At 60.5% G+C, this 22,384-nt stretch carries 25 protein-coding genes; 22 read left to right on the forward strand and 3 right to left on the reverse strand.

From position 1 onward, the window contains the following. Nucleotides 1-45: 45 nt before the first annotated feature. The 16 genes from ribE (ACFPB1_RS04000) to ACFPB1_RS04075 all read left to right on the forward strand — a co-directional run bounded on the left by ribE (ACFPB1_RS04000) (nt 46) and on the right by ACFPB1_RS04075 (nt 14,676). On the forward strand, nt 46-720 hold the full coding sequence (ribE, locus tag ACFPB1_RS04000) for a riboflavin synthase (RefSeq protein WP_379222133.1): 675 nt from the start codon (nt 46-48) through the stop codon (nt 718-720). A gap of 45 nt (nt 721-765) precedes the next feature. Continuing rightward, nucleotides 766-2,022, forward strand: a complete 1,257-nt coding sequence (locus ACFPB1_RS04005) for a bifunctional 3,4-dihydroxy-2-butanone-4-phosphate synthase/GTP cyclohydrolase II (RefSeq protein WP_379222135.1) — start codon at nt 766-768, stop codon at nt 2,020-2,022. Nucleotides 2,023-2,063: 41 nt separating this feature from the next. Further along, entirely contained in the window at nt 2,064-2,534 is a 471-nt protein-coding gene (ribE, locus tag ACFPB1_RS04010; RefSeq protein WP_379222137.1) for a 6,7-dimethyl-8-ribityllumazine synthase, read from the forward strand. Between the two features lie 104 nt (nt 2,535-2,638). Further along, nucleotides 2,639-3,421: a segregation and condensation protein A gene (locus ACFPB1_RS04015; protein WP_379222139.1), complete on the forward strand. Its 783-nt coding sequence runs from the start codon at nt 2,639-2,641 to the stop codon at nt 3,419-3,421. Next, complete coding sequence (gene scpB / locus ACFPB1_RS04020) at nt 3,387-4,109, forward strand: SMC-Scp complex subunit ScpB (RefSeq protein ID WP_379222141.1); 723 nt, start codon at nt 3,387-3,389, stop codon at nt 4,107-4,109. The genes ACFPB1_RS04015 and scpB overlap by 35 nt, the downstream gene beginning before the upstream one ends. A 70-nt stretch (nt 4,110-4,179) precedes the next feature. Beyond that, nucleotides 4,180-4,878, forward strand: a complete 699-nt coding sequence (locus ACFPB1_RS04025) for a DUF2953 domain-containing protein (RefSeq protein WP_379222143.1) — start codon at nt 4,180-4,182, stop codon at nt 4,876-4,878. An 83-nt stretch (nt 4,879-4,961) separates the two neighbouring features. Beyond that, nucleotides 4,962-5,420 carry a GerW family sporulation protein gene (gene ytfJ, locus ACFPB1_RS04030; protein ID WP_379222145.1) on the forward strand — a complete coding sequence of 153 codons (459 nt, stop codon included), beginning with the start codon at nt 4,962-4,964 and terminating at the stop codon, nt 5,418-5,420. 139 nt (nt 5,421-5,559) lie between these two features. Beyond that, the gene (locus tag ACFPB1_RS04035) at nt 5,560-6,705 is read left to right on the forward strand and encodes a D-alanyl-D-alanine carboxypeptidase family protein (protein ID WP_379222147.1); all 1,146 of its coding nucleotides are present in this window, start codon (nt 5,560-5,562) and stop codon (nt 6,703-6,705) included. A gap of 24 nt (nt 6,706-6,729) precedes the next feature. Then, the gene (locus ACFPB1_RS04040) at nt 6,730-7,434 is read left to right on the forward strand and encodes a nucleoside recognition domain-containing protein (RefSeq protein WP_379222149.1); all 705 of its coding nucleotides are present in this window, start codon (nt 6,730-6,732) and stop codon (nt 7,432-7,434) included. Next, nucleotides 7,427-7,963 carry a spore maturation protein gene (locus ACFPB1_RS04045; protein ID WP_379222151.1) on the forward strand — a complete coding sequence of 179 codons (537 nt, stop codon included), beginning with the start codon at nt 7,427-7,429 and terminating at the stop codon, nt 7,961-7,963. Before ACFPB1_RS04040 ends, ACFPB1_RS04045 begins: the two co-directional genes overlap by 8 nt. A gap of 175 nt (nt 7,964-8,138) precedes the next feature. Beyond that, nucleotides 8,139-8,879: a pseudouridine synthase gene (locus tag ACFPB1_RS04050; RefSeq protein WP_379222153.1), complete on the forward strand. Its 741-nt coding sequence runs from the start codon at nt 8,139-8,141 to the stop codon at nt 8,877-8,879. 95 nt (nt 8,880-8,974) lie between these two features. Further along, nucleotides 8,975-9,502, forward strand: coding sequence for a redoxin domain-containing protein (locus tag ACFPB1_RS04055; protein WP_379222155.1), 528 nt, complete (start codon nt 8,975-8,977; stop codon nt 9,500-9,502). 19 nt (nt 9,503-9,521) lie between these two features. Next, nucleotides 9,522-11,186, forward strand: a complete 1,665-nt coding sequence (gene resB, locus ACFPB1_RS04060) for a cytochrome c biogenesis protein ResB (RefSeq protein WP_379222157.1) — start codon at nt 9,522-9,524, stop codon at nt 11,184-11,186. Then, the gene (ccsA, locus tag ACFPB1_RS04065) at nt 11,183-12,442 is read left to right on the forward strand and encodes a cytochrome c biogenesis protein CcsA (RefSeq protein WP_379222159.1); all 1,260 of its coding nucleotides are present in this window, start codon (nt 11,183-11,185) and stop codon (nt 12,440-12,442) included. The genes resB and ccsA overlap by 4 nt, the downstream gene beginning before the upstream one ends. Before the next feature lie 95 nt (nt 12,443-12,537). Continuing rightward, complete coding sequence (locus ACFPB1_RS04070) at nt 12,538-13,254, forward strand: response regulator transcription factor (protein ID WP_379222161.1); 717 nt, start codon at nt 12,538-12,540, stop codon at nt 13,252-13,254. Then, a complete protein-coding gene (locus tag ACFPB1_RS04075) occupies nt 13,255-14,676 on the forward strand; it encodes a HAMP domain-containing sensor histidine kinase (RefSeq protein ID WP_379222164.1) in 1,422 nt (473 codons plus the stop codon). Nucleotides 14,677-14,965: 289 nt separating this feature from the next. Here the strand turns inward: ACFPB1_RS04075 and serA are convergent, their stop codons facing one another. Then, a complete protein-coding gene (gene serA, locus ACFPB1_RS04080) occupies nt 14,966-16,558 on the reverse strand; it encodes a phosphoglycerate dehydrogenase (RefSeq protein ID WP_379222166.1) in 1,593 nt (530 codons plus the stop codon). 262 nt (nt 16,559-16,820) lie between these two features. Here serA and ACFPB1_RS04085 point away from each other — a divergent pair, with 262 nt between their 5' ends. Then, complete coding sequence (locus ACFPB1_RS04085; RefSeq protein ID WP_379222168.1) at nt 16,821-17,147, forward strand: rhodanese-like domain-containing protein; 327 nt, start codon at nt 16,821-16,823, stop codon at nt 17,145-17,147. 75 nt (nt 17,148-17,222) lie between these two features. On the opposite strand, the gene ACFPB1_RS04090 is transcribed toward ACFPB1_RS04085, so the two are convergent. Further along, nucleotides 17,223-18,149: a hypothetical protein gene (locus tag ACFPB1_RS04090; RefSeq protein ID WP_379222170.1), complete on the reverse strand. Its 927-nt coding sequence runs from the start codon at nt 18,147-18,149 to the stop codon at nt 17,223-17,225. Between the two features lie 115 nt (nt 18,150-18,264). Between ACFPB1_RS04090 and ACFPB1_RS04095 the strand changes: the two genes are divergently transcribed. Genes ACFPB1_RS04095 through ACFPB1_RS04105 form a run of 3 tightly spaced genes read left to right on the forward strand, consistent with a single transcriptional unit; the run spans nt 18,265 to nt 20,033 of the window. After that, complete coding sequence (locus ACFPB1_RS04095) at nt 18,265-18,858, forward strand: CPBP family intramembrane glutamic endopeptidase (protein WP_379222172.1); 594 nt, start codon at nt 18,265-18,267, stop codon at nt 18,856-18,858. Further along, entirely contained in the window at nt 18,855-19,109 is a 255-nt protein-coding gene (locus ACFPB1_RS04100) for a hypothetical protein (protein ID WP_379222173.1), read from the forward strand. Before ACFPB1_RS04095 ends, ACFPB1_RS04100 begins: the two co-directional genes overlap by 4 nt. Before the next feature lie 51 nt (nt 19,110-19,160). Beyond that, entirely contained in the window at nt 19,161-20,033 is an 873-nt protein-coding gene (locus tag ACFPB1_RS04105) for a metallophosphoesterase (protein ID WP_379222175.1), read from the forward strand. On the opposite strand, the gene ACFPB1_RS04110 is transcribed toward ACFPB1_RS04105, so the two are convergent. Beyond that, nucleotides 19,975-21,003, reverse strand: a complete 1,029-nt coding sequence (locus ACFPB1_RS04110; RefSeq protein WP_379222178.1) for a polysaccharide deacetylase family protein — start codon at nt 21,001-21,003, stop codon at nt 19,975-19,977. The two genes, ACFPB1_RS04105 and ACFPB1_RS04110, sit on opposite strands and share 59 nt — an antisense overlap. A gap of 186 nt (nt 21,004-21,189) precedes the next feature. Here ACFPB1_RS04110 and ACFPB1_RS04115 point away from each other — a divergent pair, with 186 nt between their 5' ends. Then, entirely contained in the window at nt 21,190-21,504 is a 315-nt protein-coding gene (locus ACFPB1_RS04115) for a hypothetical protein (RefSeq protein WP_379222180.1), read from the forward strand. A 265-nt stretch (nt 21,505-21,769) separates the two neighbouring features. Further along, complete coding sequence (locus ACFPB1_RS04120) at nt 21,770-22,375, forward strand: genetic competence negative regulator (RefSeq protein ID WP_379222182.1); 606 nt, start codon at nt 21,770-21,772, stop codon at nt 22,373-22,375. Nucleotides 22,376-22,384: the final 9 nt, after the last annotated feature.

Consider the following 22,384-nt stretch of genomic DNA (forward strand, 5'->3'; position numbering starts at 1 on the left):
CAAAGCAAGCTGCGAGAGGCTCGAATGGAGAGGAGGAGCAACCACGTGTTTACCGGACTGATCGAAGAAATCGGCACGCTGAAGCGGTCGTATAAGCAGGGCGAGGCGATGCTGCTCGTCGTTGAGGCGAGCCGCATTCTGAAGGACGTCGCCCTCGGCGACAGCATCTCGGTTAACGGCGTCTGCCTGACCGTCACGGCGTTCGACAGCCGTTCGTTCACGGTCGACGTCATGCCGCAGACGTACCGCCATTCCAACCTGAAGGACATTCGCCCCGGTGAGCCGCTGAACCTCGAACGGGCGATGCTGGCCGGCGGCCGGTTCGGCGGCCATATCGTGCAGGGCCATGTCGACGGCACCGCCGACATCGTCGCGCGCGGCAGCGATGCCAACGCGGTCGTGTTCACGATCCGGCCGCATGACGAGAAGCTGATGCGCTACGTCATTCCGCAGGGTTCGGTCACGCTCGACGGCATCAGCCTGACGGTGGCGACGGCCGACCGGAACAGCTTCGCGGTCTCCATCATTCCCCACACTTTGAAGGAGACGGCCTTGCAGCATAAGGGCGCGGGCAGCGTCATCAACGTCGAATGCGACGTCCTCGGCAAGTACGTCGACCACCTGCTTCATTACAAGGGCGGAGACGAGGCCAAGGAAGGGAAACCGGAGGGCAGCGGCAACATCACCGCCGCGTTTCTGGCGGACAACGGATTTTTCTAAACCATACTCAGGCGGGCAAGCCGCCTGCCAAAGGAGCGGATCGCGATGAGCAATCTGGGAGCAAGAAACTTGCCGGACGACCAGTCCGCCTTCGACGCCATCGAAGAAGCCATATACGATCTCATGCTGGGCAAGCCGATCATCGTCGTCGACGACGAGGACCGGGAGAACGAAGGCGACCTGATCGCGCTGGCGAGCAAGGCGACGCCGGAGGTCATCAATTTCATGATTACCGAAGCGCGCGGGCTCGTCTGCGTGCCGATCACGCAGGAGCGCGCCGAGGCGCTCGACCTGCCGCCGATGGTGCAGCGCAACACCGACTACCACGGCACCGCGTTCACCGTCTCGGTCGACCATGTGTCGACGTCGACGGGCATCTCCGCTTACGAACGGTCGCTCACCGTGAAGGCGCTGATCGATTCGAAGACGAGGGCGCACGACTTCCGCCGGCCGGGCCACATCTTCCCGCTGATCGCGAAGAAGGGCGGCGTCCTGCGCCGCGCCGGCCACACGGAAGCGGCCATCGACCTGGCGCGGATGTGCGGCGAAGAGCCCGCGGGCGTCATCTGCGAGATTATCAAGGAAGACGGCTCCATGGCGCGCCTGCCGGATCTGATCGAATTCAAAGCGAAGCACGGGCTGAAGCTGATTTCCATCGAGTCGCTGATCCATTACCGCAACGAGAAGGAGAAATTGGTCGAGCGGGCCGTCGACGTGAATCTGCCGACCGACTTCGGCGTGTTCCGGGCCATCGCTTACACGAATGAGGTCGACAATAAGGAGCACGTGGCGCTCGTCAAGGGCGAGATCGATTCGTCCAAGCCGACGCTCGTGCGCGTTCATTCCGAGTGCCTCACCGGCGACGTGTTCCATTCCCACCGCTGCGATTGCGGTCCGCAGCTCGAGGCGGCGCTGCGGCAGATCGACGAAGCCGGGGGCGGCGTGCTGCTCTACATGCGCCAGGAAGGCCGCGGCATCGGCCTGATCAATAAATTGAAGGCGTACCAGCTGCAGGAGCAGGGGTTGGACACCGTCGACGCGAATATTAAATTGGGCTTCGCGCCGGATCTCCGCGATTACGGCATCGGCGCGCAAATCCTCAAGGACCTCGGCGTCCGCCAAATGCGGCTGCTGACGAACAATCCGCGCAAAATCCGCGGGCTCGAAGGCTACGGCCTCGAGGTCGTCGAGCGCGTGCCGATCCAGATGGACGCCAACGAAGACAACGACCAGTACCTGCACACGAAGAAAGACAAGCTTGGGCACCTGCTCAAATTTGACGATAGCCCGAATAACCGATAACATGGCCCGTAGCGGTCTAATTCAGAGAGGATGACAGCATTATGCCAAACGTATTCGAAGGACATTTAATTTCCGAAGGGTTAAAATACGGCGTCGTCGTCGGACGGTTCAACGAGTTTATTTCCAGCAAGCTGCTGAGCGGCGCGCTCGACGCGTTCAAGCGCCACGGCGCGGAAGACCATGAAGTGGATATCGCGTGGGTACCGGGCGCGTTCGAAATTCCGCTGATCGCCCAAAAGATGGCCGAAAGCGGCAAATACGACGCCGTCATCACGCTCGGTGCCGTCATCCGTGGATCCACGCCGCACTTCGACTACGTCTGCAACGAAGCGGCCAAAGGCGTGGCGGCCGTCGGACTCAAAACCGGCGTGCCGACGGTGTTCGGCGTCCTGACGGTCGACTCCATCGAACAGGCGATCGAGCGCGCGGGCACGAAAGCGGGCAATAAAGGCTGGGAAGCGGCCGTGACCGCCATCGAAATGGCGAACCTGACGAAGACGCTTCAAGGCTAAGCCGGTCGCCGGCCGGCAGGCCGAACGGGCGCAAGGCCGATCGCGGTAACGCATGCGCGATTCGTCCGATCTTTAACTAATCATTGGCGGGAGTGGCGTGCAGCATGACGGTGACGTACAAACTGGAATCGTTCGAAGGACCTCTGGATTTGCTCCTTCATTTGATCGACAAGGCCGAAATCGACATTCATGAAATTTCCGTCAGCGAAATTACGGATCAATACATGGAATACTTGAATGCGATGCAGGAACTGGAGCTGGAGGTCACGAGCGAATTCCTCGTCATGGCGGCGACGCTGCTGTCGATGAAGAGCAAGCAGCTGCTTCCGAAGCCGCCGGTCATCGAGGACGACTACTTCGAAGAATGGCCCGACGACGGCCTCGACCCGCGCGACGAGCTGATCGCGAAGCTCGTGGAATACCGCAAATACAAACAGATCGCGGAGCAGCTTCGGGAGCAGGAATTCGAGCGCAGCCTCGTCTATACGAAGGAGCCGGAGGACATGACGCCGTTCATGAAGGTCGTGCCGGAGAATCCCGTCAAGGGACTGAGCGTCGCCGACCTCATCGCGGCGTTCCAGAAGGCGCTGCGCAAGGCGTCCCGGCGCAACGTCATCGCGACGATCCACCGCGACGAAATTTCGGTCAAGGACCGGATTCGCGACATCGTGGACGTGCTGCGGGAATTCGAAACCGTCCGCTTCTCGAAGCTGATACGGGAGGACATGAGCCGGCACGAGATCGTCGTGACGTTCCTGGCGCTGCTTGAACTGATGAAGATGAAACATATTCGCTGTTTTCAGCACGGCCTATTTGATGATATCGTGGTGCATTGGAGGGGAGAAACGGCTGATGGCGGATTATTCGAAGTTGAAGCAGATTATTGAAGGATTACTGTTCATGGCGGGGGACGAAGGGCTGACGGCCAAGCAGCTCGCGGACATCCTGCAGCTGGACGCCGGCGTTGCCGCGGACCTGGGGAAGGATCTGATGAAGGATCTGAAGTCCAAGAAGCGCGGCATTCAGGTATCACTGGTCGCTGGCGCGTACCGGATGACGACCAATCCCGATCACGCGGCGTATTTCGAGCGGATGGCGTATTCGCCGACGCGCTCGAGCCTGTCCCAGGCGGCGCTCGAGACGCTGTCCATCGTCGCGTACCGGCAGCCGATCACCCGCGTGGAGATCGAGGAGATCCGCGGCGTCAAATGCGACCGGGCGATCCAGTCGCTCGTCGGCAAGGATCTGATCGAGGAGGTGGGCCGCGCCGAGCAGATTGGCCGCCCGATTCTGTACGGCACGACGAAGTCGTTTCTCGATTATTTCGGCTTGTCCGGGCTGGACGCGCTGCCGGAGCCGTCGTCCATCGCGGACGACGATCTGGAGGATCAGACGCAGCTGCTGTTCGAGCGGCTGGAAGGACGCCAGATGACAATCGAGGACATGACGATGGCCGATCTCGAGGCAGAGCTCGGCGACAATCGCCGCGATGGGTCCGAGGAGCCCGAACCGAATCCGGAGCGCGAACCGGCGCAGGAACCGAAGCACGAACCGGAGCGGGTATCCGAACCGTAACAACCCGAATGAGATTTGTCCGCAAGGTCATACTATATCCGACCAAAGTAGGGAAATGGGGGAAAACGCCATGCTTGGCTACCCGTTCGGATGGATGATCGCGGCAGGTCTCTTTTTTTTGCTTCTCCTCGTGATCGCGAGCTCGCAGGTCAACATCAGCGGCCATTTCAAACGGGTGGGGGAGAACGACGATGCCGAGCTGCGCATTCGCGCGCTGATGGGCCTCGTGCATTACCATTGGCAGCTGCCGGTGGTGAAGGCGAAGGGGTTCGGCCTCGAGCTGAAGCGCGAGCTGACGGCCGCCAACATCGGCGGCGTCCACTCGAACACGGATAAGTCGCATGTCGATCCGAAGAACATTGCGTCTTCGATCAACAAAGCTCAAGCGATTCTGCGGCATACGGACGAGCTGCTCGGCTGGGTGCGCCGGACGTTGAACCACGTGCGGATCACGGAATGGAAATGGGCGAGCGCGGTCGGCACGGGCGACGCGATGTGGACGGCGATGGCGACCGGCACGGCCTGGTCCGTCAAGACGACCACGATCGGCGTGCTGTCGCAGCTGGTCCGGCTCGAGACGGATCCAGAGCTCTCGGTGCAGCCCGTGTACCAAGGCGCGCATTTCACGACGGAAGGGCGGTTCACGGCCCAAATTACGTTCGGCTATGCGCTCTACGCCGGCATCCGGCTCGCGGTTAAGATGAAAAAAGTAGCCAAAGGCGTACCGAGGGGGCTCGTCGGCTGGCAGCGGATATTGCTGCGCGGCTGATTACATAATGCGATGCCGGCAGGGGTACGCTAGAAACGGCAAGGAGAGCTTTCCGATTTTTCGAACCGAGGAGGACTTTATCGATGAACGACCATCCGATTCAAGGCCTAATGCAGACCGCGATGGAAAACATCAAAGAAATGGTGGACGTAAATACCATAGTTGGCGATCCCGTGCAGACTCCGGACGGCAGCGTCATCATGCCGATCTCCAAGGTGGGCTTCGGTTTCGTGGCGGGCGGCAGCGATATCCGCATGGGCGACCATAACAAAATGAGCGGGACCGACATGCACAACGCGGCCGTGCAAATGCCGTTCGGCGGCGGCAGCGGCGGCGGCGTGTCGATCACTCCGATCGCGTTCCTGGTTGTCGGCACGCATGGCGTGCGCATCGTGCCGCTCGACAACCAGACGCATCTGATGGAGCGGGTCATCGATTCCGCGCCGCAGGTGTTCGATAAGATCCAGACGATGTTCAAGAAAGACCATGCGTCCGTCGCCGAAGTCGATTCCGTGCTGATCGACAGCATGGATGTGCGCTGAGTGCCGACGGCGGGCCGCGGCTTTACCGACTAACCGTCCGTTCCGGGGCGGTTTCTTTTTTTAGGACGAGGTGGGATATATCCCGGACCGGTTCATATACTTGTACAAGACGAGTACCGACATCCGAAGGAGGACATCTATGAGGCTCGCCTGCATCAGGAACAGAATCGCCGCCGTCGCGGCGTCCGTCATGCTGCTTCTTCCGGGAGCGGCGGCGGCCGCGGAACCGGCGCCGGAGTTAAGGACGGGAGCGGAGAGCGCCGCGCTGATCGACGTGGAATCCGGCCGGCTGCTGTACAGCTATCACGGGGACAAGCCGATGCTGATCGCCAGCTTGACGAAAATCATGACCGCCATCGTGGCGATCGAACACGGCAAGCTGTCCGACATGGTCGAGACGAGCGTCCGGGCGGCCGGCAAAGAGGGTTCGTCGATTTATTTGCGGCGCGGGGAGAAGATGAGCCTGCATAATCTGCTGTACGGGCTGATGCTGCGTTCCGGCAACGACGCGGCCACGGCGATCGCGGAGCATGTGGGCGGGTCCGAGGAGGGCTTCGTCCATCTGATGAACGACAAGGCCGAGATGCTGGGGCTGGCGAATTCGCATTTCATGAACCCGAGCGGCCTCGATGCGGAGGGCCACTACGGCTCCGCCAACGACTTGGCCAAGCTGACCGCGTACGCGCTGAAAAACCCGGTGTTCAAAGAAATCGTCAAGACGAAGCGCAAGTCGGCGCCGAACCCGAACGACCAGTGGGATTACCTCTGGATGAATAAAAACAAAATGCTGTCGCTGTACGAAGGCGCGGACGGCGTCAAAACCGGCTATACCAAAAAGGCGCTCCGCTGCCTGGTCAGCTCGGCTTCGCGCGGCGGCCAGCAGCTCGTCGCCGTCACGCTGCGGGACAGCGACGACTGGAATGACCACCAGCGGATGCTGAGCTACGGCTTCAACCATTATCCGCTGAGCGAAGTCGCGCGCAAGGGACAACCTGTCAGCGGGCATCCGCTCGCCGTCGGCCGGACGCTCCGCTATCCGTTCGCCGAAGGCGAGAAGGAGCGGCTGCGCAGCAAGCTGACGCTCGCGAGCCCCGGCTCGACGGCGTATCTGCTCGGCGAACGCGGCGCGCTGGAATGGTTCGTTGGCGACGAAAAGATCGGCTCGACGCCGGTGTACGATCCGAACGGCCCGCGGATCAGTCTGCCGGATAAGCCGGCTTGGACCTCGGGCGAACGCGCGGCCTTGCGCGCGGCCGTACGGAGCGCGGCCGGGCCGCTCCGGTAACGTTTGGGGGAAGGAGGCGGCGGGATGGTAAATTTCATTTGGCTATTCTTCATCGCGGCCAGTTTCGTTGCCGCCATCTTGAACGGGCGCATGGACGCGCTCACGGAAGCGGCGTTCGAAGGCGCCAAGAGCGGGGTGACGGTCAGCTTCGGCCTGATCAGCGTCATGGTGTTCTGGCTCGGGCTCATGCGCGTCGGCGAGGACGCGGGTCTGCTGCGCAAAATCGCCGTCCTGCTGCAGCCCGCCGTCCGGTTTTTGTTCCCGGACGTGCCCAAGGGGCATCCGGCGCTCGGATATATCATGAGCAACATGAGCGCGAACATTCTCGGGCTCGGCAACGCGGCGACGCCGATGGGCATCAAGGCGATGCAGGAGCTGCAGAAGCTGAATCCGCACAAGGAGACGGCGTCCGCCGCCATGTGCACGCTGCTCGCGCTGAATACGTCGAGCATCACGCTGGTGCCGACGACGCTGATCGCGATCCGCATGACGTACGGCTCCGTCAATCCCGCCGAGATCGTCGGCACGACGCTGGCGGCGACGCTCGTCGCGACGGCGGCGGCGATCGCGGCGGACCGCTGGTACCGCCATCGGTACAACCGCAAGCCGCCTAGGGATGCCGGCCGCGACGCCCCGCCGGCGCACGGCGGAGGCGCCGGTCCGCCGCAGCCGCCGCCGGGACCGGCGGCCGGAGGCTTCGGCCAAGGAAAGGGTGAGGCCGTTGTATGAGTGGGTCACGGCGATCTCCGCCTGGCTGATTCCGTTCATGATCGTGTTCATCCCGCTGTACGCCGCGTTCAAGCGCGTGCCCGTCTACGAGTCGTTCATCGACGGTGCGAAGGACGGATTCGGCACGGCGATCAACATTATTCCGCATCTCGTCGGCATGATGGTGGCCATTAGCATGTTCCGGGCCTCAGGGGCCATGGACATGCTGGCAGGCCTGCTGCGCCCGCTGTTCGACAGCCTCGGCATCCCGAGCGAGGTGCTGCCGCTCGGCCTGCTGCGGCCGCTGACGGGGGCAGGCTCGCTCGCCTTCACGACGGAGCTGATCAAGACGTACGGCCCGGATTCGCTGATCGGCCGGATCTCGTCGACGATTCAAGGCAGCACGGATACGACGCTCTACGTGCTGACGGTATACTTCGGCGCGGTCGGCATCCGCAAGAGCAAGTACGCGCTCAAGGTCGGCTTGTTTTCGGACTTGGTCGGATTTTTTGCGGCTATCATTATATGTTTGTTCGTCTTCGGTTCTTAATGACGCATCAAGAGGTACATAATCGAGGGATAAGCACGCTAGCCCCGCACGCAATCGGCGACCGCTCCCGGACGCCTTGCGCCGGGGCTTTTTGCATGGGACTGGAAGTCCATGGCGGACGCGCACTTTCTTTCCGGTATCGATATAGGGTATGATGGGGGGTGAGGTGAATCGAGTGGAACGTTTACAAAAAATTTTGGCGCAGGCCGGCGTAGCGTCGCGCCGCAAATGCGAGGAGCTGATCCTCTCCGGCAAGGTTCAGGTCAACGAAGAGACCGTCACGACCTTGGGCGCCAAAGCGGATCCGGCGACGGACGTCATTACCGTCAACGGCCGCAAGATCAAGAGCGAAAACAAGCTGTACCTGATGCTGCATAAGCCGAAAGGCGTCATCACGAGCGCGAGCGACCCGCAGGGCCGCAAAATCGTCTCCGACTACCTGCCGGGCATCAAGGAGCGGGTCTATCCCGTCGGCCGGCTGGATTACGATACCGAAGGACTGCTGCTGCTGACGAACGACGGGGAGTTCGCGAACCTGCTGACGCACCCGAGCCATCACGTGCCGAAGACCTATTGGGCGACCGTGAAGGGCGTCCCGCACGGCTCCGCGCTGGAGCGCCTGCAGCAGGGCATTCTGCTCGAGGACGGCATGACGGCGCCGGCCGAGGTCGAATACCACGACGTCGACACGGAGAAAAATCAGTCGACCATCACGATTACGATTTACGAAGGCCGCAACCGGCAAGTCCGCCGCATGTTCGACGCTATTCATCATCCCGTCATCCTGCTCCGCCGGATCCGATTCGGCGAATTGGGGCTGCACGGACTGGCCCGCGGCAAGTTCCGGCATCTGACGCCGAAGGAAGTGCAGGACCTCCGCGCGGCGGCCGTCAAGACACATAAAGTTCAAAAATAACGGTCGGCGGCAATCTCGATTGCCGTCCGATTTTCGTTATAATGGAAATACGACAAACAGCAGCATTGCAGCTAAGGAATAGGCGGTGAAACGCAATGAAAAAGAACCGCAGACTCATTCAGGTGCTGATCTTCCTCGGCGTGCTCGTGCTCGGCGGCTATGCCATCGGCAACTCGCTGTTCGCGAACAGCGGCGGGCTGCCCGGGAAGGGTCAGACGCCGCCTTCTTTCGCGCTTCTGGACCTGGACGGCAAGACGCACCGTCTCGAGGACTATAAGGGCAAGGCGCTCGTCCTGAATTTTTGGGGGACCTTCTGCCCGGGCTGCGTGACGGAGACGCCGGATTTGGAAGAACAGTACAAGAAGCACGCGGACAAGCCGTTCGAGGTCGTCGGCATCAACTTGAGCGAGGACAAGCTGGCGATCCGCAATTTCATCGAACAATACGGCGTCAGTTATACGATTTTGCAGGACGACAACCGGCAGATTGAACGCGCATACGGGCTTCGGTCGTATCCCACCACCTTCTTCGTGAAGCCAGACGGTACGATTATGGACGTCTTTATCGGACCGATGGGCAAGCAGGACATGGACGAGCGCATCACGAAACTGCTGGCGTCCTAGTCGGAGGAGGTTTTTTGCATTGTCGGCTTTTGAGAACACGAAATGCGAGTGCGGTCACCAGAATCCTACCGGGACCGTGCTTTGCGAAAACTGCGGCTATCCGCTCGATCCCGAAGAGGAGAAGAGCGGCGCCCCGCTTGAGATGCGCTACGACGGCATCGCCCGGCGCTCGCAGAAGAGCAACCCGTCTCCCATCGACCGGGTGTGGAACTTCTTCTCCTCGGTGAAGGTGGCGGTCCGGCTCATCGTCGTCACGCTGCTGGCGGCGATGATCGGCACGATTTTCACGCAGGAGAACGCCTTCATCTCGTTCGATCCGAGCACGTATTACGAGCAGCGCTACGGCTGGATCGGCAAATGGTATTATAAGCTCGGTTTTTCCCATACGTACGAATCCTGGTGGTTCATCGGCCTGCTGGTCATGATCGGCACGTCGCTCGTCATCTGCAGCCTCGACCGCGTCCTGCCGCTGTACCGGGCGCTGAACAAACAGCAGGTCCGCAAGCACCCGGAGTTTCTGACCCGTCAAAAAACGGTATACGCGGGAGAGATCGAAGGTCCGGAGGAAGCGTGGACAGCGTCGATGGCCGCCCAGCTGAAGCGCAAGCGCTACAAGGTGCACCAAGAAGGCGGCGCGCTGCTCGCGGAGAAGAACCGGTTCAGCCGCTGGGGGCCGTACATTAACCACATCGGGCTGATCGTGTTCCTGCTGGCCGTGCTGCTGCGCACGCTGCCGAGCTGGCAGATGGACAATTACGTCACCGTGCCGGAAGGCGAGACGGTCAAGGTGCCGGAGACGAAGTACTACATCAAGAACGAGAAGTTCACTATCGACTACTATACCGACGCGGAGCTGCCGAAGGAGCTGCAGGGGACGGCGCGGGCGAAGCTGTATGAGACGAAAGCCGTGCTCTACACCTGCTCCGCCGACTGCGACGATCCGTCCAAGCAGCCGAAGCTGACGGCCGTGGCGAGCCACGACATTCTCGTGAACGATCCGCTGACGTACAAAGGCCTGAAGGCGTACCAGTTCGGCTTCGACGACACGCCGAAATTGAAAGCGGTCAATCCCGTCCTGGTCGACAAGAAGACGGGCAAGACGTACGGGCCGTTCAAGCTGGACATGCGCAATCCGCAGCTCCACTACGCGCTCGGGCCGTATACGCTGGATTTGCGTCAATCCTACATGGACTTCGCACTCAACGATCAGGGCCAGCCGACGACGAAATCGCGCGAACCGAACGCGCCGGCGTTCGTCTTCGTCCTGAAAGGGCCGGATCTTCCGGCGCAAGGCGAGCCGTACATGTATTTCCCGAAACAGACGGACAAGGAACGGTTCAGCCAGGACGTCATCAACGGCAAGCTGGCGGAGCGCTTCGAACTGAAGGTCGGCTCGATGGACGGCGTCGAGTTCGCCCCGGTCGAAAGCTCGCTTAACATCCGCTACGACCGCGCCATGCCTTACATCTGGGTCGGCGCCGGCATTTCGATGTTCGGCCTGCTGATCGGCTCGTACTGGCAGCACCGCCGAATCTGGCTGCGGCTCGACGGCGGCCGCGTCACGCTCGGCGCCCATACGAACAAGAACAATTACGGCATGCGTGCCGAGCTCGCGTCCGCCCTGCGCGGCATGGGTATCGCCGTAGAGCCGAAGTCGCTCGATAACGGGAGGAACAAAACGTGAGTTTGCTTGATTTCAGCAGCGACGCGTTCATCGTCGCATTCTTTTTATACTGTTTCGGATTTTTGTTCTACGGGGTATCCGCCTTGGGCAAAAAGTGGAGCAAACGGAGCCCGGAAGAGCATGTCAAGAAGTGGGGGCGCGTCGCGTACGTCGTCTCGCTGGCGGGCTTCGCCGCGCACCTGACGTTCTTCTTCACCCGCTGGGCCGGCGGCGGGCACATCCCGACAAGCAACATGTACGAGTTCATGTCGTTCCTGGCGATGGCGATCATGGCGGCGTTCATCATCGTCGAAGCGATCTACCGCAAGCCGCTGCTCGGCCTGTTCACGCTGCCGCTCACGGTCATCATCGTCGCCTATGCGGCGGTGTTTCCGCAGGAGGTGCAGCCGCTCATTCCGGCGCTTCAGTCGTACTGGCTGAAGATTCACGTCACGACGGCCGCGACGGGCGAAGCGTTCTTCGCCGTCGGCTTCGCGGCGGGCCTCATGTACCTGCTGCGCACGGTCGACTTTCGGAAGACCGACGAGAAAGCGAAGCGCGAGCAGCGCTGGGTCGAATTCACGCTGTACGTCATCATCGTCATCATCGCCTTCATCGGCTCGGTGTTCGCGTTCCGCGGCGCGGGCTACGAAGCGAGCTTCAAGCAGGAGACGGTCACCATCGACGACAGCGGCGTCGAGAATTCGGCGGTCAACACGGTGGAGTACTCGCTGCCGCCGATCTTCAAGCCGTACAACAGCCAAGTCGTCTCGATCGATTCGTTCCTCGGCCTCGACAAGCCGCTGTTCGAAACGCCGCACTGGATGAAAGGCGTCGACGCGGCGCGCAAGCTGAACACGATCACCTGGTCGGTCATCAATGGCTCGATCCTGTACGGACTCCTGCGCCTGATCCTCCGCAAGCGGATCGGGGCGGCCATCCATCCGCTCATGGACGGCATCGACGAGGACGACATCGACGAAATCAGCTATCGCGCCATCGCGATCGGCTACCCGATCTTCACGCTCGGCGCGCTGATCTTCGCCATGATTTGGGCGTATATCGCCTGGTCGCGTTTCTGGGGCTGGGACCCGAAGGAAGTTTGGGCGCTCATCACCTGGCTGTACTATACGGCGTATCTCCATCTTCGCTTGTCGCGCGGCTGGCATGGCTCCAAGTCCGCCTGGCTCGCGGTCATCGGCTTCGTCGTGGTCATGTTCACGCTGATCGGGGTTAATCTCGTATTGGTCGGCCTGCACTCGTACGCAGGTGTATAATAGAAGCAAGGAGTGCCGGGCGCGCGTCTAATCAGGCGCGCGCCTGCGGCACGATTACAGGCGAATCGTTCGCCATTCGAGAGGAGACATGCTCCATGTCCGAAGAACTTCACCGCATACTCGTCGTAGACGATGAAGAACGGATCCGCAGGCTGCTCAAAATGTATTTGGAGAAGGAAGGCTACCGCATCGAGGAGGCGGAAGACGGGGAAACGGCGCTCCGGATGGCGACGCACGGCGATTTCGATCTGATCCTGCTCGACGTCATGCTGCCCGGCATCGACGGCATCGAAGTCTGCACGCGGCTTCGTCAAGTGAAGTCGACGCCGGTCATCATGCTGACGGCGAAGGGCGAGGAGATGAACCGCGTGCAGGGCTTCGAGGTCGGGGCGGACGACTACGTCGTCAAGCCGTTCAGCCCGCGCGAGGTCATCTACCGCGTCAAGGCGATTCTGCGCCGCTCATCGGCGACGGCGTTCCTGACGAAGGAGACAATGACGAGCAATAACATCGTGTTCCCGCATCTCATCATCGAGCACGACGCTCACCGGGTCATGGCCGGCGGCCAGGAAGTGAGCCTCACGCCGAAGGAGTACGAGCTGCTGCACTATCTCGCGATATCGCCGGACAAGGTGTTTTCCCGCGAGGAGCTGCTGAAGGACGTGTGGAATTACGAGTTCTTCGGTGACCTGCGCACGGTGGACACACACGTCAAGCGGCTGCGCGAGAAGCTGAACAAGGTCTCGCCGGAAGCGGCCATGATGATCACGACGGTGTGGGGCGTCGGCTACAAGCTCGAGGTGTCCAAATAAGTGGTTATCTGGCGCAGCGTAGTCGGCAAGCTCTGGCTCACGATCATTGCTCTCGTGGCGGCGGTGCTGCTCATCCTGGGCATGTTTCTGCTGCAGTACATCGATATCGCCTTCAATAATTCCCATGCGGTCAAAGTGCTGTTCGTCTATACGGCGATTATCGGGTTTCTGCTGTCCACGTTTTTCGCGTTCTTCCTGTCTACCAAGATTACGCAGCCGCTGCTGCAGATGAAGAAGGCGGCGGATCTCATCTCCCAGGGCGAATACCGGACCCGGGTGCCGATCCGCTCCTCCGACGAGATCGGCGATTTGGCCAACACATTCAACAACATGGCGGCCGAGCTCGATACGCTCATTCGCGACCTGAACCACGAGAAAGAGCATTTGGCCAGCGTGCACCGGAGCATGGCGGATGCCGTCGTGACGTTTGATGCTGCGGGCCAGGTGATCCTCGCCAATCCGCACGGCCAGCAGCTCATCGATCGCTGGAACGAGCTGGAGTGGTCCGAGGAGCGCAAGACATATTCCAAAGTCCCCGCGCCGCTGTTCGATCTCTATCGGAAGGTGCTGCGGGAAGGCCGGGATCTGACCGATAAGGTGCATGTGCAGAGCGGCGTCTGGTCGGTGGTCATGGCGCCGCTCAAGTCCAATGAAACGGTGCGGGGCGCGGTCGCGGTCATGCGCAACGTCACGGAGGAGTCGAAGCTCGAGAAGCTGCGCCGCGACTTCGTCGCGAACGTCTCGCATGAGCTGCGCACGCCGCTGTCCATGCTGCAGGGATATAGCGAAGCGCTGCTCGACGATATCGCGGCGTCCCCGGAAGAGCGGAAGGAGATGGCCCACGTCATCTACGAGGAATCGCTGCGGATGGGCCGGCTGGTCAAGGATCTGCTTGATCTGGCGCGGATGGAAGCGGGCCATCTGGAGATGAAGCTGGAGCCGACGGATCTGACGGGATTGCTTCGGCGCGTGCACCGCAAATTCCAAGGCTTGGCGAAGGAGCAGAACATTCAGCTCGAGCTCGAAATGGACGCGGAGCCGCTCGTCATCGCCGAAGCGGACGAGGACCGGCTGGAGCAGGTGCTGACGAACCTGCTGAGCAATGCGCTCCGGCATACGCCGTCGGAAGCGCAGATCCGGATCAGCGCGCGGCAGATGGTCGCGGAGCTGAATGCGTACGTGGAGATCCAGGTCAGCGACGAAGGGGAGGGCATCCCGAGCGAGGATCTGCCGTTCATCTTCGAGCGCTTCTACAAGGCAGATAAGGCGCGCACCCGCGGCGCCTCCAGCGGCGGCACCGGGCTCGGCCTCGCCATCGTGAAGAACATCGTCGAATCGCATAAAGGCCGCATCCGGGCGGAAAGCACGGTCGGCGTCGGCACGACGTTCACCCTGCTGCTGCCGGTCGAACCGTCGCAATAAGCGTTGGTGACGCTGCGATCATCGACTAAGCGTAACGAAGGCTACTAAATAGCGACAGGCGCTTTTCCCGACGACAAGCGCCTTTGTCGTTCGATGGACGAGTACGGCTTATTCGGCTTACGCACAGGGCTGAAGAGCGCCGTTCGCGTCGCATCTTGTTGAAGGAAGTAGACTAATCTTGTTGGTCGTGAAACATTTTATTTTCGTAAACGCCGCAATGAGATAAAAAGAGCGCCTTCCCCGAGGGAAAGGCGCTCTTTCGGTATCCAGCCGCAGGAAGCGGCGAGCATCAGTACAGGTTGATTTCTTTCGCTTTGTTCAGATCCGGCAGCTCGACGAGCTTCGCGATCAGTTCTTTCGAAGCGCCTTTGTCCACGGTAAGCACCATGATCGCCGCGCCGCCTTCCAGCTCGCGGCCGACCTGCATCGCCGCAATGTTGACGCCGTTGTCGCCGAGCAGCGTGCCCACGCTGCCGATGATGCCCGGCTTGTCGTTATGCGAGATCAGCACCAGGTTGCCTTGCGGCGCCACGTCGACCGTGAAGCGGTCGATTTGGACGATCCGCGGGCCGTAGCCCGTCAGCATCGTTCCCGTCACGAGGCGCGTCGCCTTCTTGGAACGAAGGACGACCGTGATCGAGTTCGTGAAGTCGCGCGCGGCGTGCGAGTTGCTCACGACCACGTTGACGTGGCGGCCTTTCGCCAAGTGCAGCGAGTTGACGACGTTCACTTGTTCCGCCCCGAGGTGATGCGACAGCACGCCGCGGACGATGTAGCGGGTGAGCGGCTGCGTGTCGACTTCGGCGAGCTCGCCGGCGTAGCTGACGCTGATCTCTTCGACGGCGCCTTCGATCAACTGCGAGACGAAGCTGCCGAGCTTCTCGCCGAGGCTGAAGTACGGCTGCAGCTTGTTCAGCACGTTCGCCGGAATCGGAGGCATGTTCACGGCGTTCAGGAACGGCTTGTCGCGCAGGATGTTCAGTACTTGCTCGGAGACGTCGATCGCGACGTTCTCCTGCGCTTCCACGGTGGAGGCGCCGAGATGCGGCGTGACGATGATCTTCGGATGATTCAGAAACGGATGATCCGCAGCCGGAGGCTCGACCTCGAACACGTCGAAGGCGGCGCCGGCGACGATGCCTTGATCGGCGGCTTCCACGAGGGCAAGCTCGTCAATGATGCCGCCGCGGGCGCAGTTCACGATGCGCATGCCTTTCTTCATGACCTCGAATTGCGGACGGGAGATCATATGGCGCGTTTCCGGCGTCAGCGGCGTATGCACCGTCATGAAGTCGGCGTTGCGCACGATGTCGTCCACGCTGGACAGCCGGACGCCGAGCTTCTCAGCGCGCTCTTCCGTCAGGAATGGGTCATAGCCCCAAATTTCCATCCCGAACGCTTTGGCCCGCTTGGCCACTTCGCTGCCGATGCGGCCCATGCCGAGCACGCCCAGGATTTTGCCGCGGAGCTCGACGCCGAGGAAGGACTTGCGGTCCCATTCGCCGCCGACCGTCTTCAAGTACGCCTGCGGGATGTGGCGGGCGACGGCCATCATCATCGCGAACGTGTGCTCGCAGGTCGTGATCGTATTGCCGTCCGGCGCGTTGATGACGATGATGCCGCGCTGCGTGGCCGCTTCCAGATCGATGTTGTCGACGCCGACGCCGGCGCGTCCGACGACCTTCAGCGATTTGCCGGCGTCCATGATCCGCGCGGTGACCCGCGTCTGGCTGCGCACGAGCAAGGCATCGTAGTCGCCGATGATGGCGACGAGCTCGTCTTCGCTGAGGCCCGGTTTCTTGTCGACCGTCACGTCCTCCGCATCCACGAGCTTCTGGATGCCTAAATCGCTGATCGGATCTGAGACCAATACTTTGAACATGTTGGATTGCCTCCTGAGCGTTTGTATGATGGGTATATAGTAGAAGCGAAAGACCCCCGTCCATCCCGCCGCACGCGGCGGCGCCAAAGGCGAGAGTCTGTTCGCACGATCACACAACTATGAACGAATCCTGTGGAACGGCAATTTCGGCCTGCTTTAATGTTTCCCCTATTATAGCAAGCTGAAAAGCAATTGCAATGCTTAAAACTTGCTCAAATGTGAAAATTTCGTTATGATCGACCGTAAACGGGAGGTTGGCGAAATGGACGTTTGGCGCGACATTCAACCGGATGCTTTCTGGCAATTGGTGCGGGAAGGGAAGCTTGAGCCGGATCAAATCATAGACGTGCGGGAGCCCGAAGAATGGGACTATTATCATCTGGAGGGAAGCACCATGCTGCCGCTCTCGTCCTTCATCGAGACGTGGACGCGGGTGCCGGCGGACAAGCCGGTCTACGTCATCTGCGCGCACGGCGTGCGCAGCCAGGCGGTGTGCCGCTTCTTAAGCGAGAAGGGATACGGCGGCCTCGCCAACGTGGTTGGCGGCATGGCGGCGGTATCCCTTCATGACGGCTTTCAATATGATTGACGCGAATCGATAACCGAAACGAATCGGTGTTAGGCGGAGCTACTCGATGATCGGCAGTGAATCGGGTGCCTAGGTCTATTCCTGCTCCGGGAAGAAAAACGGAAGCTGCGGCAGCAGTTCCTTCGAATAGAGTTCATCCTTGCTGCTTCCGAAATCGCCGGCCCGGACCGCTTCCGTCTTAAGGAGCAAGTCGATGACGGCATCGACCGTGCGCATCTTCATTGCGCTCGCCTGGCCGGAATGGACGAACTCGTCCACGCGCGAGGCGAGATCCTGCGGATAGAAGGCGGCGAGCGACCTGCGCGCGTTCAGCCGGTCCGCGGCCACTTTGTTCTTGACGGTCAGCGGGAGCTTCTTCCAATCCGCGAGGCTGAGTCCGCCCGGCGCTTCGTATTCGCCGGGAATGTCCGGGTTCACGGAGGCACTCCATTTCAGCATGGCCGCGTAATAATCCTGCTGGCCGCTCAGCGCGTATTTTACGCCGTCGACGTAATAGGCATCTGTCGTCAGCGCCTTGACCAGCTCGGCACCGGGCGCGTCCTTGACGGAGCCGGCGCCCCGCGACGCGGCTTCGTCGAACATGCGCAGGCTCTTGAGCAGCTGAAGCTGCGCGGATGCCAGCAGCGGCGAGTTGGCCGGGACGGAAGCGCGCTCGGCTTCCTTGTAGGCTTGCTCGGCGGCGTCCGACAGCTCGTTCAAAGCGGAGGCGGCATTGGTCAGCTGGCCGGCCGACAATTTGCGGAACGTGGCGATCCATTCGTTTTGAAATTCACGATAGGGCGAATATACGGTATGATAGAAGGAAACGAGATCCTGCTGCTGATAGGCATCCGCGTTTCCTTTCGTGCTTCCGCCGAGCTGTTTCGCGGGCTCCGCCAATCGGGCTTCGGTTTTTTCCGATCCGATCTTGACGCCGTAGAAAAACGCGCCGACCGCGAAGACGAGCATGAAAAGAAAACCGAGACTATAAAGCATTTCTGTGCGCGTTAGCCGTTTCTCCATGTGAAATCCCCTTCAGGCATTAGACTTTTTTCGACAAATTTCTCGCGATGGTCCTATTAGTATAGGATAAATCCTAGTAAAAGGAAATATAAACCTATCATGGCAGGAGCAGGACATGAAAAAATTCGATCTTCGTAAAATCAGGCTGAAAACGATGCGCATCGACGAAATCGATGACCGGATGCTCCTGATTAATCTGTACGCGACGCAAGCGATTACTTTCATTATCGGTTTCGTTTGGCTGTTATTTCAGCGCCGCAATCCATTTTCTTTGTACGCGCCGGGGAACGATTGGCATTTCGCCTATTGGGGAATCGGACTCGCCGCGGCGGTCATCTTGCTCGACATGCTCGCGGCCCGGTTCGTGCCGGACGAAGCGAACGACGACGGCGGGGTGAACGACCGGATCTTCCGGACGCGGCCGATTTGGCATATTGCGCTCCTGTCGCTCGTCGTGGCGATTTGCGAGGAGACGCTGTTTCGCGGAGCCGTGCAGCATCACCTCGGACCGTACTGGACCAGTATCGTATTCGCCGCCATTCACGTCCGCTATTTGCGGCACTGGATTCCGACGGGCCTCGTATTCGTGATCAGCTATGCGCTTGGTTGGATCTACATTCGGACCGGCACGCTGCTGGCGCCGATTGTCGCGCACTTCGTCATTGATCTCGTCATGGGGCTCGTGATTCGGTTTCGGAGGGACCCATGAGCAGAGTCAAAAAATTCGGCAAACGGACCGGCAAGCCGCTGGACGATCTCTACGACGAGACCGCCGCGGCGCTGGAGGAGGAATGGGGACTCGAGAAGAACGGGGAGGAGGCCCCGGCCCTGCCGCCGCGGCGGGTGACCCATCCTTCGAGCAAACAGCAGTTGACGCGCTGGTTTTATCGGCTGCTCATCTTCTTGTTCCTGCTCTTGCTCGCGGGTTTGCTGTGGTGGGGAAGGCAGTTCGAGTACTAGGGACGCGTAGCGGGAGTAAGGGGAACGTCATTCGGAGGTGCAAGCGGAATCATGACATTATTATGGATAGCGGCTGCCGTCGCGGCATTCGGCTTGTTGGCGCTGGGGCATATGGTGCGCGCGTCGTACCGGTACAAACTCGACGTGCAGGAGGCGGCGTTCGAGCGGCTGCCGCAAGCATTCGACGGCACGGCGCTGCTGTTTATCAGCGACGTTCACCGGCGCGTCATTCCGAACCGGCTGATCGACGCGTTCTTGCAGGCCGGCGGAGCCGATTTGGTATTGATCGGCGGCGATTTGCGGGAGAAGAAAGTGCCGGACGCGCGCATCCGGGAAAATTTGCGGCGGCTGTCGCGGATCGCGCCGATGTACATGGTGCACGGCAATCACGATTACGACGAGGATATCCGTCCGTTTGAGGTGCTGCTGGAGGAAGAGCGCGTGCGGCTGCTCGCGAACGAATCGGTCGTGCTGGAGCAGAAGGACGGCAGCCGGATCCGGCTTGCCGGGGTCGACGATCCGCGAACCGACCATGAGCGGCCCGATTTGGCGCTCGCCGATATGGAGGACGGCCGGGGGAACCTATTCACGATTTTGCTGTCGCACGATCCCATCATCGCCAAGCGGCTGAAGGGCGACGAATACATCGACCTGGTTCTGTCGGGACATACGCATGGCGGACAGGTCGCGCTGCCGGTGATCGGTCCGCTGTGGCGCGGAGAAGGCGATTCCGGCTATTGGCGGGGATGGTTCGAGTTCGACCGGCCGTCGAAGGGCGTCCCGAAGATGCGGCTGTTCGTCAGCTGCGGCTTCGGGACGTCGAGGCTGCCAATCCGGCTTCTGACGGAGCCGCAGATGCACCGGCTTATTTTGCGCTCTTCGCAGGGGCATCCAAACCGAGATCGATCGAGGCGGGATCGATGAAGCCGTAGCCTTTCGCTTCCAGCTTCGTCAGCAGCGAATCCAGCGCTTCGGTCGTCCACGGCAGCTCGTGCATGAGAATGTTCGCGCCCGGATGCAGCTGTTCGAGCACGTTGGCGATAACTTTTTCCGGCTTGCCGCGGGAGCCGGCGTCCCAGTCGAGCGACCCGTTCGACCACGTCATGTACAGCATGCCTTGGCCGCGAGCGATGCGCTTGACCGTATCGTTGCCCGATCCGAACGGCGGCCGGAAGAAGACGGGAGCGCGGCCGGTGACTTTTTTCACGATGGTTTGGACGTCGCCGATTTGCTTTCGGACGGCGGCTTCGCGTTCTTTCTTCAAATCGATATGATCCCAGGAATGGTTGCCGATCGTCTGTCCGCGGTCGGCGATTTTTTTTAGCAGCTCGGGATGGCTTTTTACGCGGTAGCCGTTCACGAAGAAGATCGCTTTCGCATTGTGCTTATCCAGCACATCGAGCAGCGCGGTGACCGTTTTGTCCGCTTTCGGCCCGTCGTCGAACGTGAGCAGGACGACTTTGGCGCTCGCCGCCGCTTTATCGATCGGCGCGAAGCTGTAGACGGCGTTCATGCGGTACAGCTTCTTGACGGCCTGCCCCGCGGGCTTCGCCTCGCCGGAGGCTGATTCCGCAGCGGCCGGCGACGGCTGCCCCGCGTTCGTTTTCCCCGCGCTCGCATGACCGCCTCCGCTCGTGCCCTCGTTCGGTGTCATGGCAGAACCAGAACCGGATTTCATGCCGCCGGCTGCCGCGTTTGAGCCGGACGCGCCGTTCGTCTCGCCGGTGGCCGGAAGTCCTTCGGGTGCCGCCGCGCCGCCGGAATCGGCTTGCTCGGCGGGCGGACCAGGCTCCGTAGCCGCAGAGTTATGCGCCGCCGCGCAGCCGGCGGCAAGCGCGAGCGCTAGCCCCAGCAAGGTCGTCATCGTCGTACGAAATGCGTGTCGCGGTTTCATGTTCAGCGTACCTCCTTGATCGAAAGCATCGGACATGCCCCGTGGATTGCCCTCATTGTAGCATATTATAGCCAGACGCCCGGACTTTCCCCTTTCCTAAATTTGTGGTGGGATGACCGGCCCGAGACCGGGTCAAACTATACGCGAAACGGAATGCATTCGCATGTTGGAGGAGGACTTTTCCCGATGAAATGGTCTGCGTTTTTAATTGGGGGTCTGGCCGGAGCCGCCGCTGCGGCTTACGTCGCCAAAAAAAGACCCGGAATGTTCGCATGGGCGACAAGCGCGGCCGGAATGGCCATGTCCGGCGTCTCGAGAAGAGCGATGGGAGCGGTCGTGAACCGCAAATTCGGCGAAGCCCGGCATGCGTCCGCCAAGCATACGGAGAGCTCCGCTAGAGACTCCGCCGGCGCTTGGGGACAGATCGAAATGATGCTGAGCAGCGATCCCAGCCTCAAAAATCAGGTTGACGCGATCCGATCCGAAGCGAAGACGCATTAAGGCGACCTACGAAATATGGACAAAAACGAATCGTTTCCTTCCCGGCTGCGTATATACAGTTGGGGGCGGGGGCGATTCTTTTTTTTGCGCACTAGTGCATTCCGAACCCAGACATGCTAACATAGCAATAAGAACATTTTATTCACCAAACGACGGCGGCATCATACGCTGTGTATAACAAACGTAACCCGCGTTCAATCGCTTTCGACGAAGGTTTTTGCTCCGATAGACGAAGCAGATGCTTTTCGAAAAGGAGGATCCTATCATGAAAATCGAACGGCTCAATCAAGACAAAATCCGAATCTTCCTGACGTTCGACGACTTGCTGGAGCGTGGGATCCAGAAGGAAGACATGTGGCGCGAAATTCCGAAAGTCCACGAGCTGTTCAGCGAAATGATGGATCAAGCCTACAGCGAGCTCGGCTTCGACGCCAGCGGCCCGTTGGCCGTGGAGGTGTTTGCGCTACCTGCTCAAGGCATGGTCGTCATCGTGACGCGCGGCAAAGTGAACGGAAAAGCCGACGACCAGCTGCAAGAAGAAGAAAACGACGAGGACGTTTACGAGATGGAAGTCACGCTGGAGCAGAGCGATATCGTGCTTTATGCGTTCAAGGACATCGAAGATGTCATTTCCGTCAGCAAGCAGCTGAAATCGGCTGATTTGATCGAAGACGGACGTCTCTATGCCTACAACGGCAAATATATGCTTGCGTTCGAGCCGGTCGGCTTCGAGCTGCCCCGCTACCACGCCATTATCGCCCTGCTGGCGGAATACGGGGAAGCCACATCCATTACGACCGCGGTACTCGAAGAATACGGCAAAGTGATCGTACCTGCCAAAGCGGTGCTCGAAATTTGCACTCATTTCTAATAGCGTCGC

Source organism: Paenibacillus sp. GCM10023250, from assembly GCF_042653205.1.
Lineage (GTDB): Bacteria > Bacillota > Bacilli > Paenibacillales > Paenibacillaceae > Paenibacillus_Z.

Excerpts from the sequence above, each read along its gene's own strand:
- ACFPB1_RS04005 (WP_379222135.1), top strand. The coding sequence starts at position 766 with ATGAGCAATCTGGGAGCAAGAAACTTGCCGGACGACCAGTCCGCCTTC.
- ribE (WP_379222137.1), top strand. The coding sequence starts at position 2,064 with ATGCCAAACGTATTCGAAGGACATTTAATTTCCGAAGGGTTAAAATAC.
- ACFPB1_RS04015 (WP_379222139.1), top strand. The coding sequence starts at position 2,639 with ATGACGGTGACGTACAAACTGGAATCGTTCGAAGGACCTCTGGATTTG.
- scpB (WP_379222141.1), top strand. The coding sequence starts at position 3,387 with ATGGCGGATTATTCGAAGTTGAAGCAGATTATTGAAGGATTACTGTTC.
- ACFPB1_RS04025 (WP_379222143.1), top strand. The coding sequence starts at position 4,180 with ATGCTTGGCTACCCGTTCGGATGGATGATCGCGGCAGGTCTCTTTTTT.
- ytfJ (WP_379222145.1), top strand. The coding sequence starts at position 4,962 with ATGAACGACCATCCGATTCAAGGCCTAATGCAGACCGCGATGGAAAAC.
- ACFPB1_RS04035 (WP_379222147.1), top strand. The coding sequence starts at position 5,560 with ATGAGGCTCGCCTGCATCAGGAACAGAATCGCCGCCGTCGCGGCGTCC.
- ACFPB1_RS04040 (WP_379222149.1), top strand. The coding sequence starts at position 6,730 with ATGGTAAATTTCATTTGGCTATTCTTCATCGCGGCCAGTTTCGTTGCC.
- ACFPB1_RS04055 (WP_379222155.1), top strand. The coding sequence starts at position 8,975 with ATGAAAAAGAACCGCAGACTCATTCAGGTGCTGATCTTCCTCGGCGTG.
- ACFPB1_RS04070 (WP_379222161.1), top strand. The coding sequence starts at position 12,538 with ATGTCCGAAGAACTTCACCGCATACTCGTCGTAGACGATGAAGAACGG.
- serA (WP_379222166.1), bottom strand. The coding sequence starts at position 16,558 with ATGTTCAAAGTATTGGTCTCAGATCCGATCAGCGATTTAGGCATCCAG.
- ACFPB1_RS04085 (WP_379222168.1), top strand. The coding sequence starts at position 16,821 with ATGGACGTTTGGCGCGACATTCAACCGGATGCTTTCTGGCAATTGGTG.
- ACFPB1_RS04090 (WP_379222170.1), bottom strand. The coding sequence starts at position 18,149 with ATGGAGAAACGGCTAACGCGCACAGAAATGCTTTATAGTCTCGGTTTT.
- ACFPB1_RS04095 (WP_379222172.1), top strand. The coding sequence starts at position 18,265 with ATGAAAAAATTCGATCTTCGTAAAATCAGGCTGAAAACGATGCGCATC.
- ACFPB1_RS04100 (WP_379222173.1), top strand. The coding sequence starts at position 18,855 with ATGAGCAGAGTCAAAAAATTCGGCAAACGGACCGGCAAGCCGCTGGAC.
- ACFPB1_RS04105 (WP_379222175.1), top strand. The coding sequence starts at position 19,161 with ATGACATTATTATGGATAGCGGCTGCCGTCGCGGCATTCGGCTTGTTG.
- ACFPB1_RS04110 (WP_379222178.1), bottom strand. The coding sequence starts at position 21,003 with ATGAAACCGCGACACGCATTTCGTACGACGATGACGACCTTGCTGGGG.
- ACFPB1_RS04115 (WP_379222180.1), top strand. The coding sequence starts at position 21,190 with ATGAAATGGTCTGCGTTTTTAATTGGGGGTCTGGCCGGAGCCGCCGCT.
- ACFPB1_RS04120 (WP_379222182.1), top strand. The coding sequence starts at position 21,770 with ATGAAAATCGAACGGCTCAATCAAGACAAAATCCGAATCTTCCTGACG.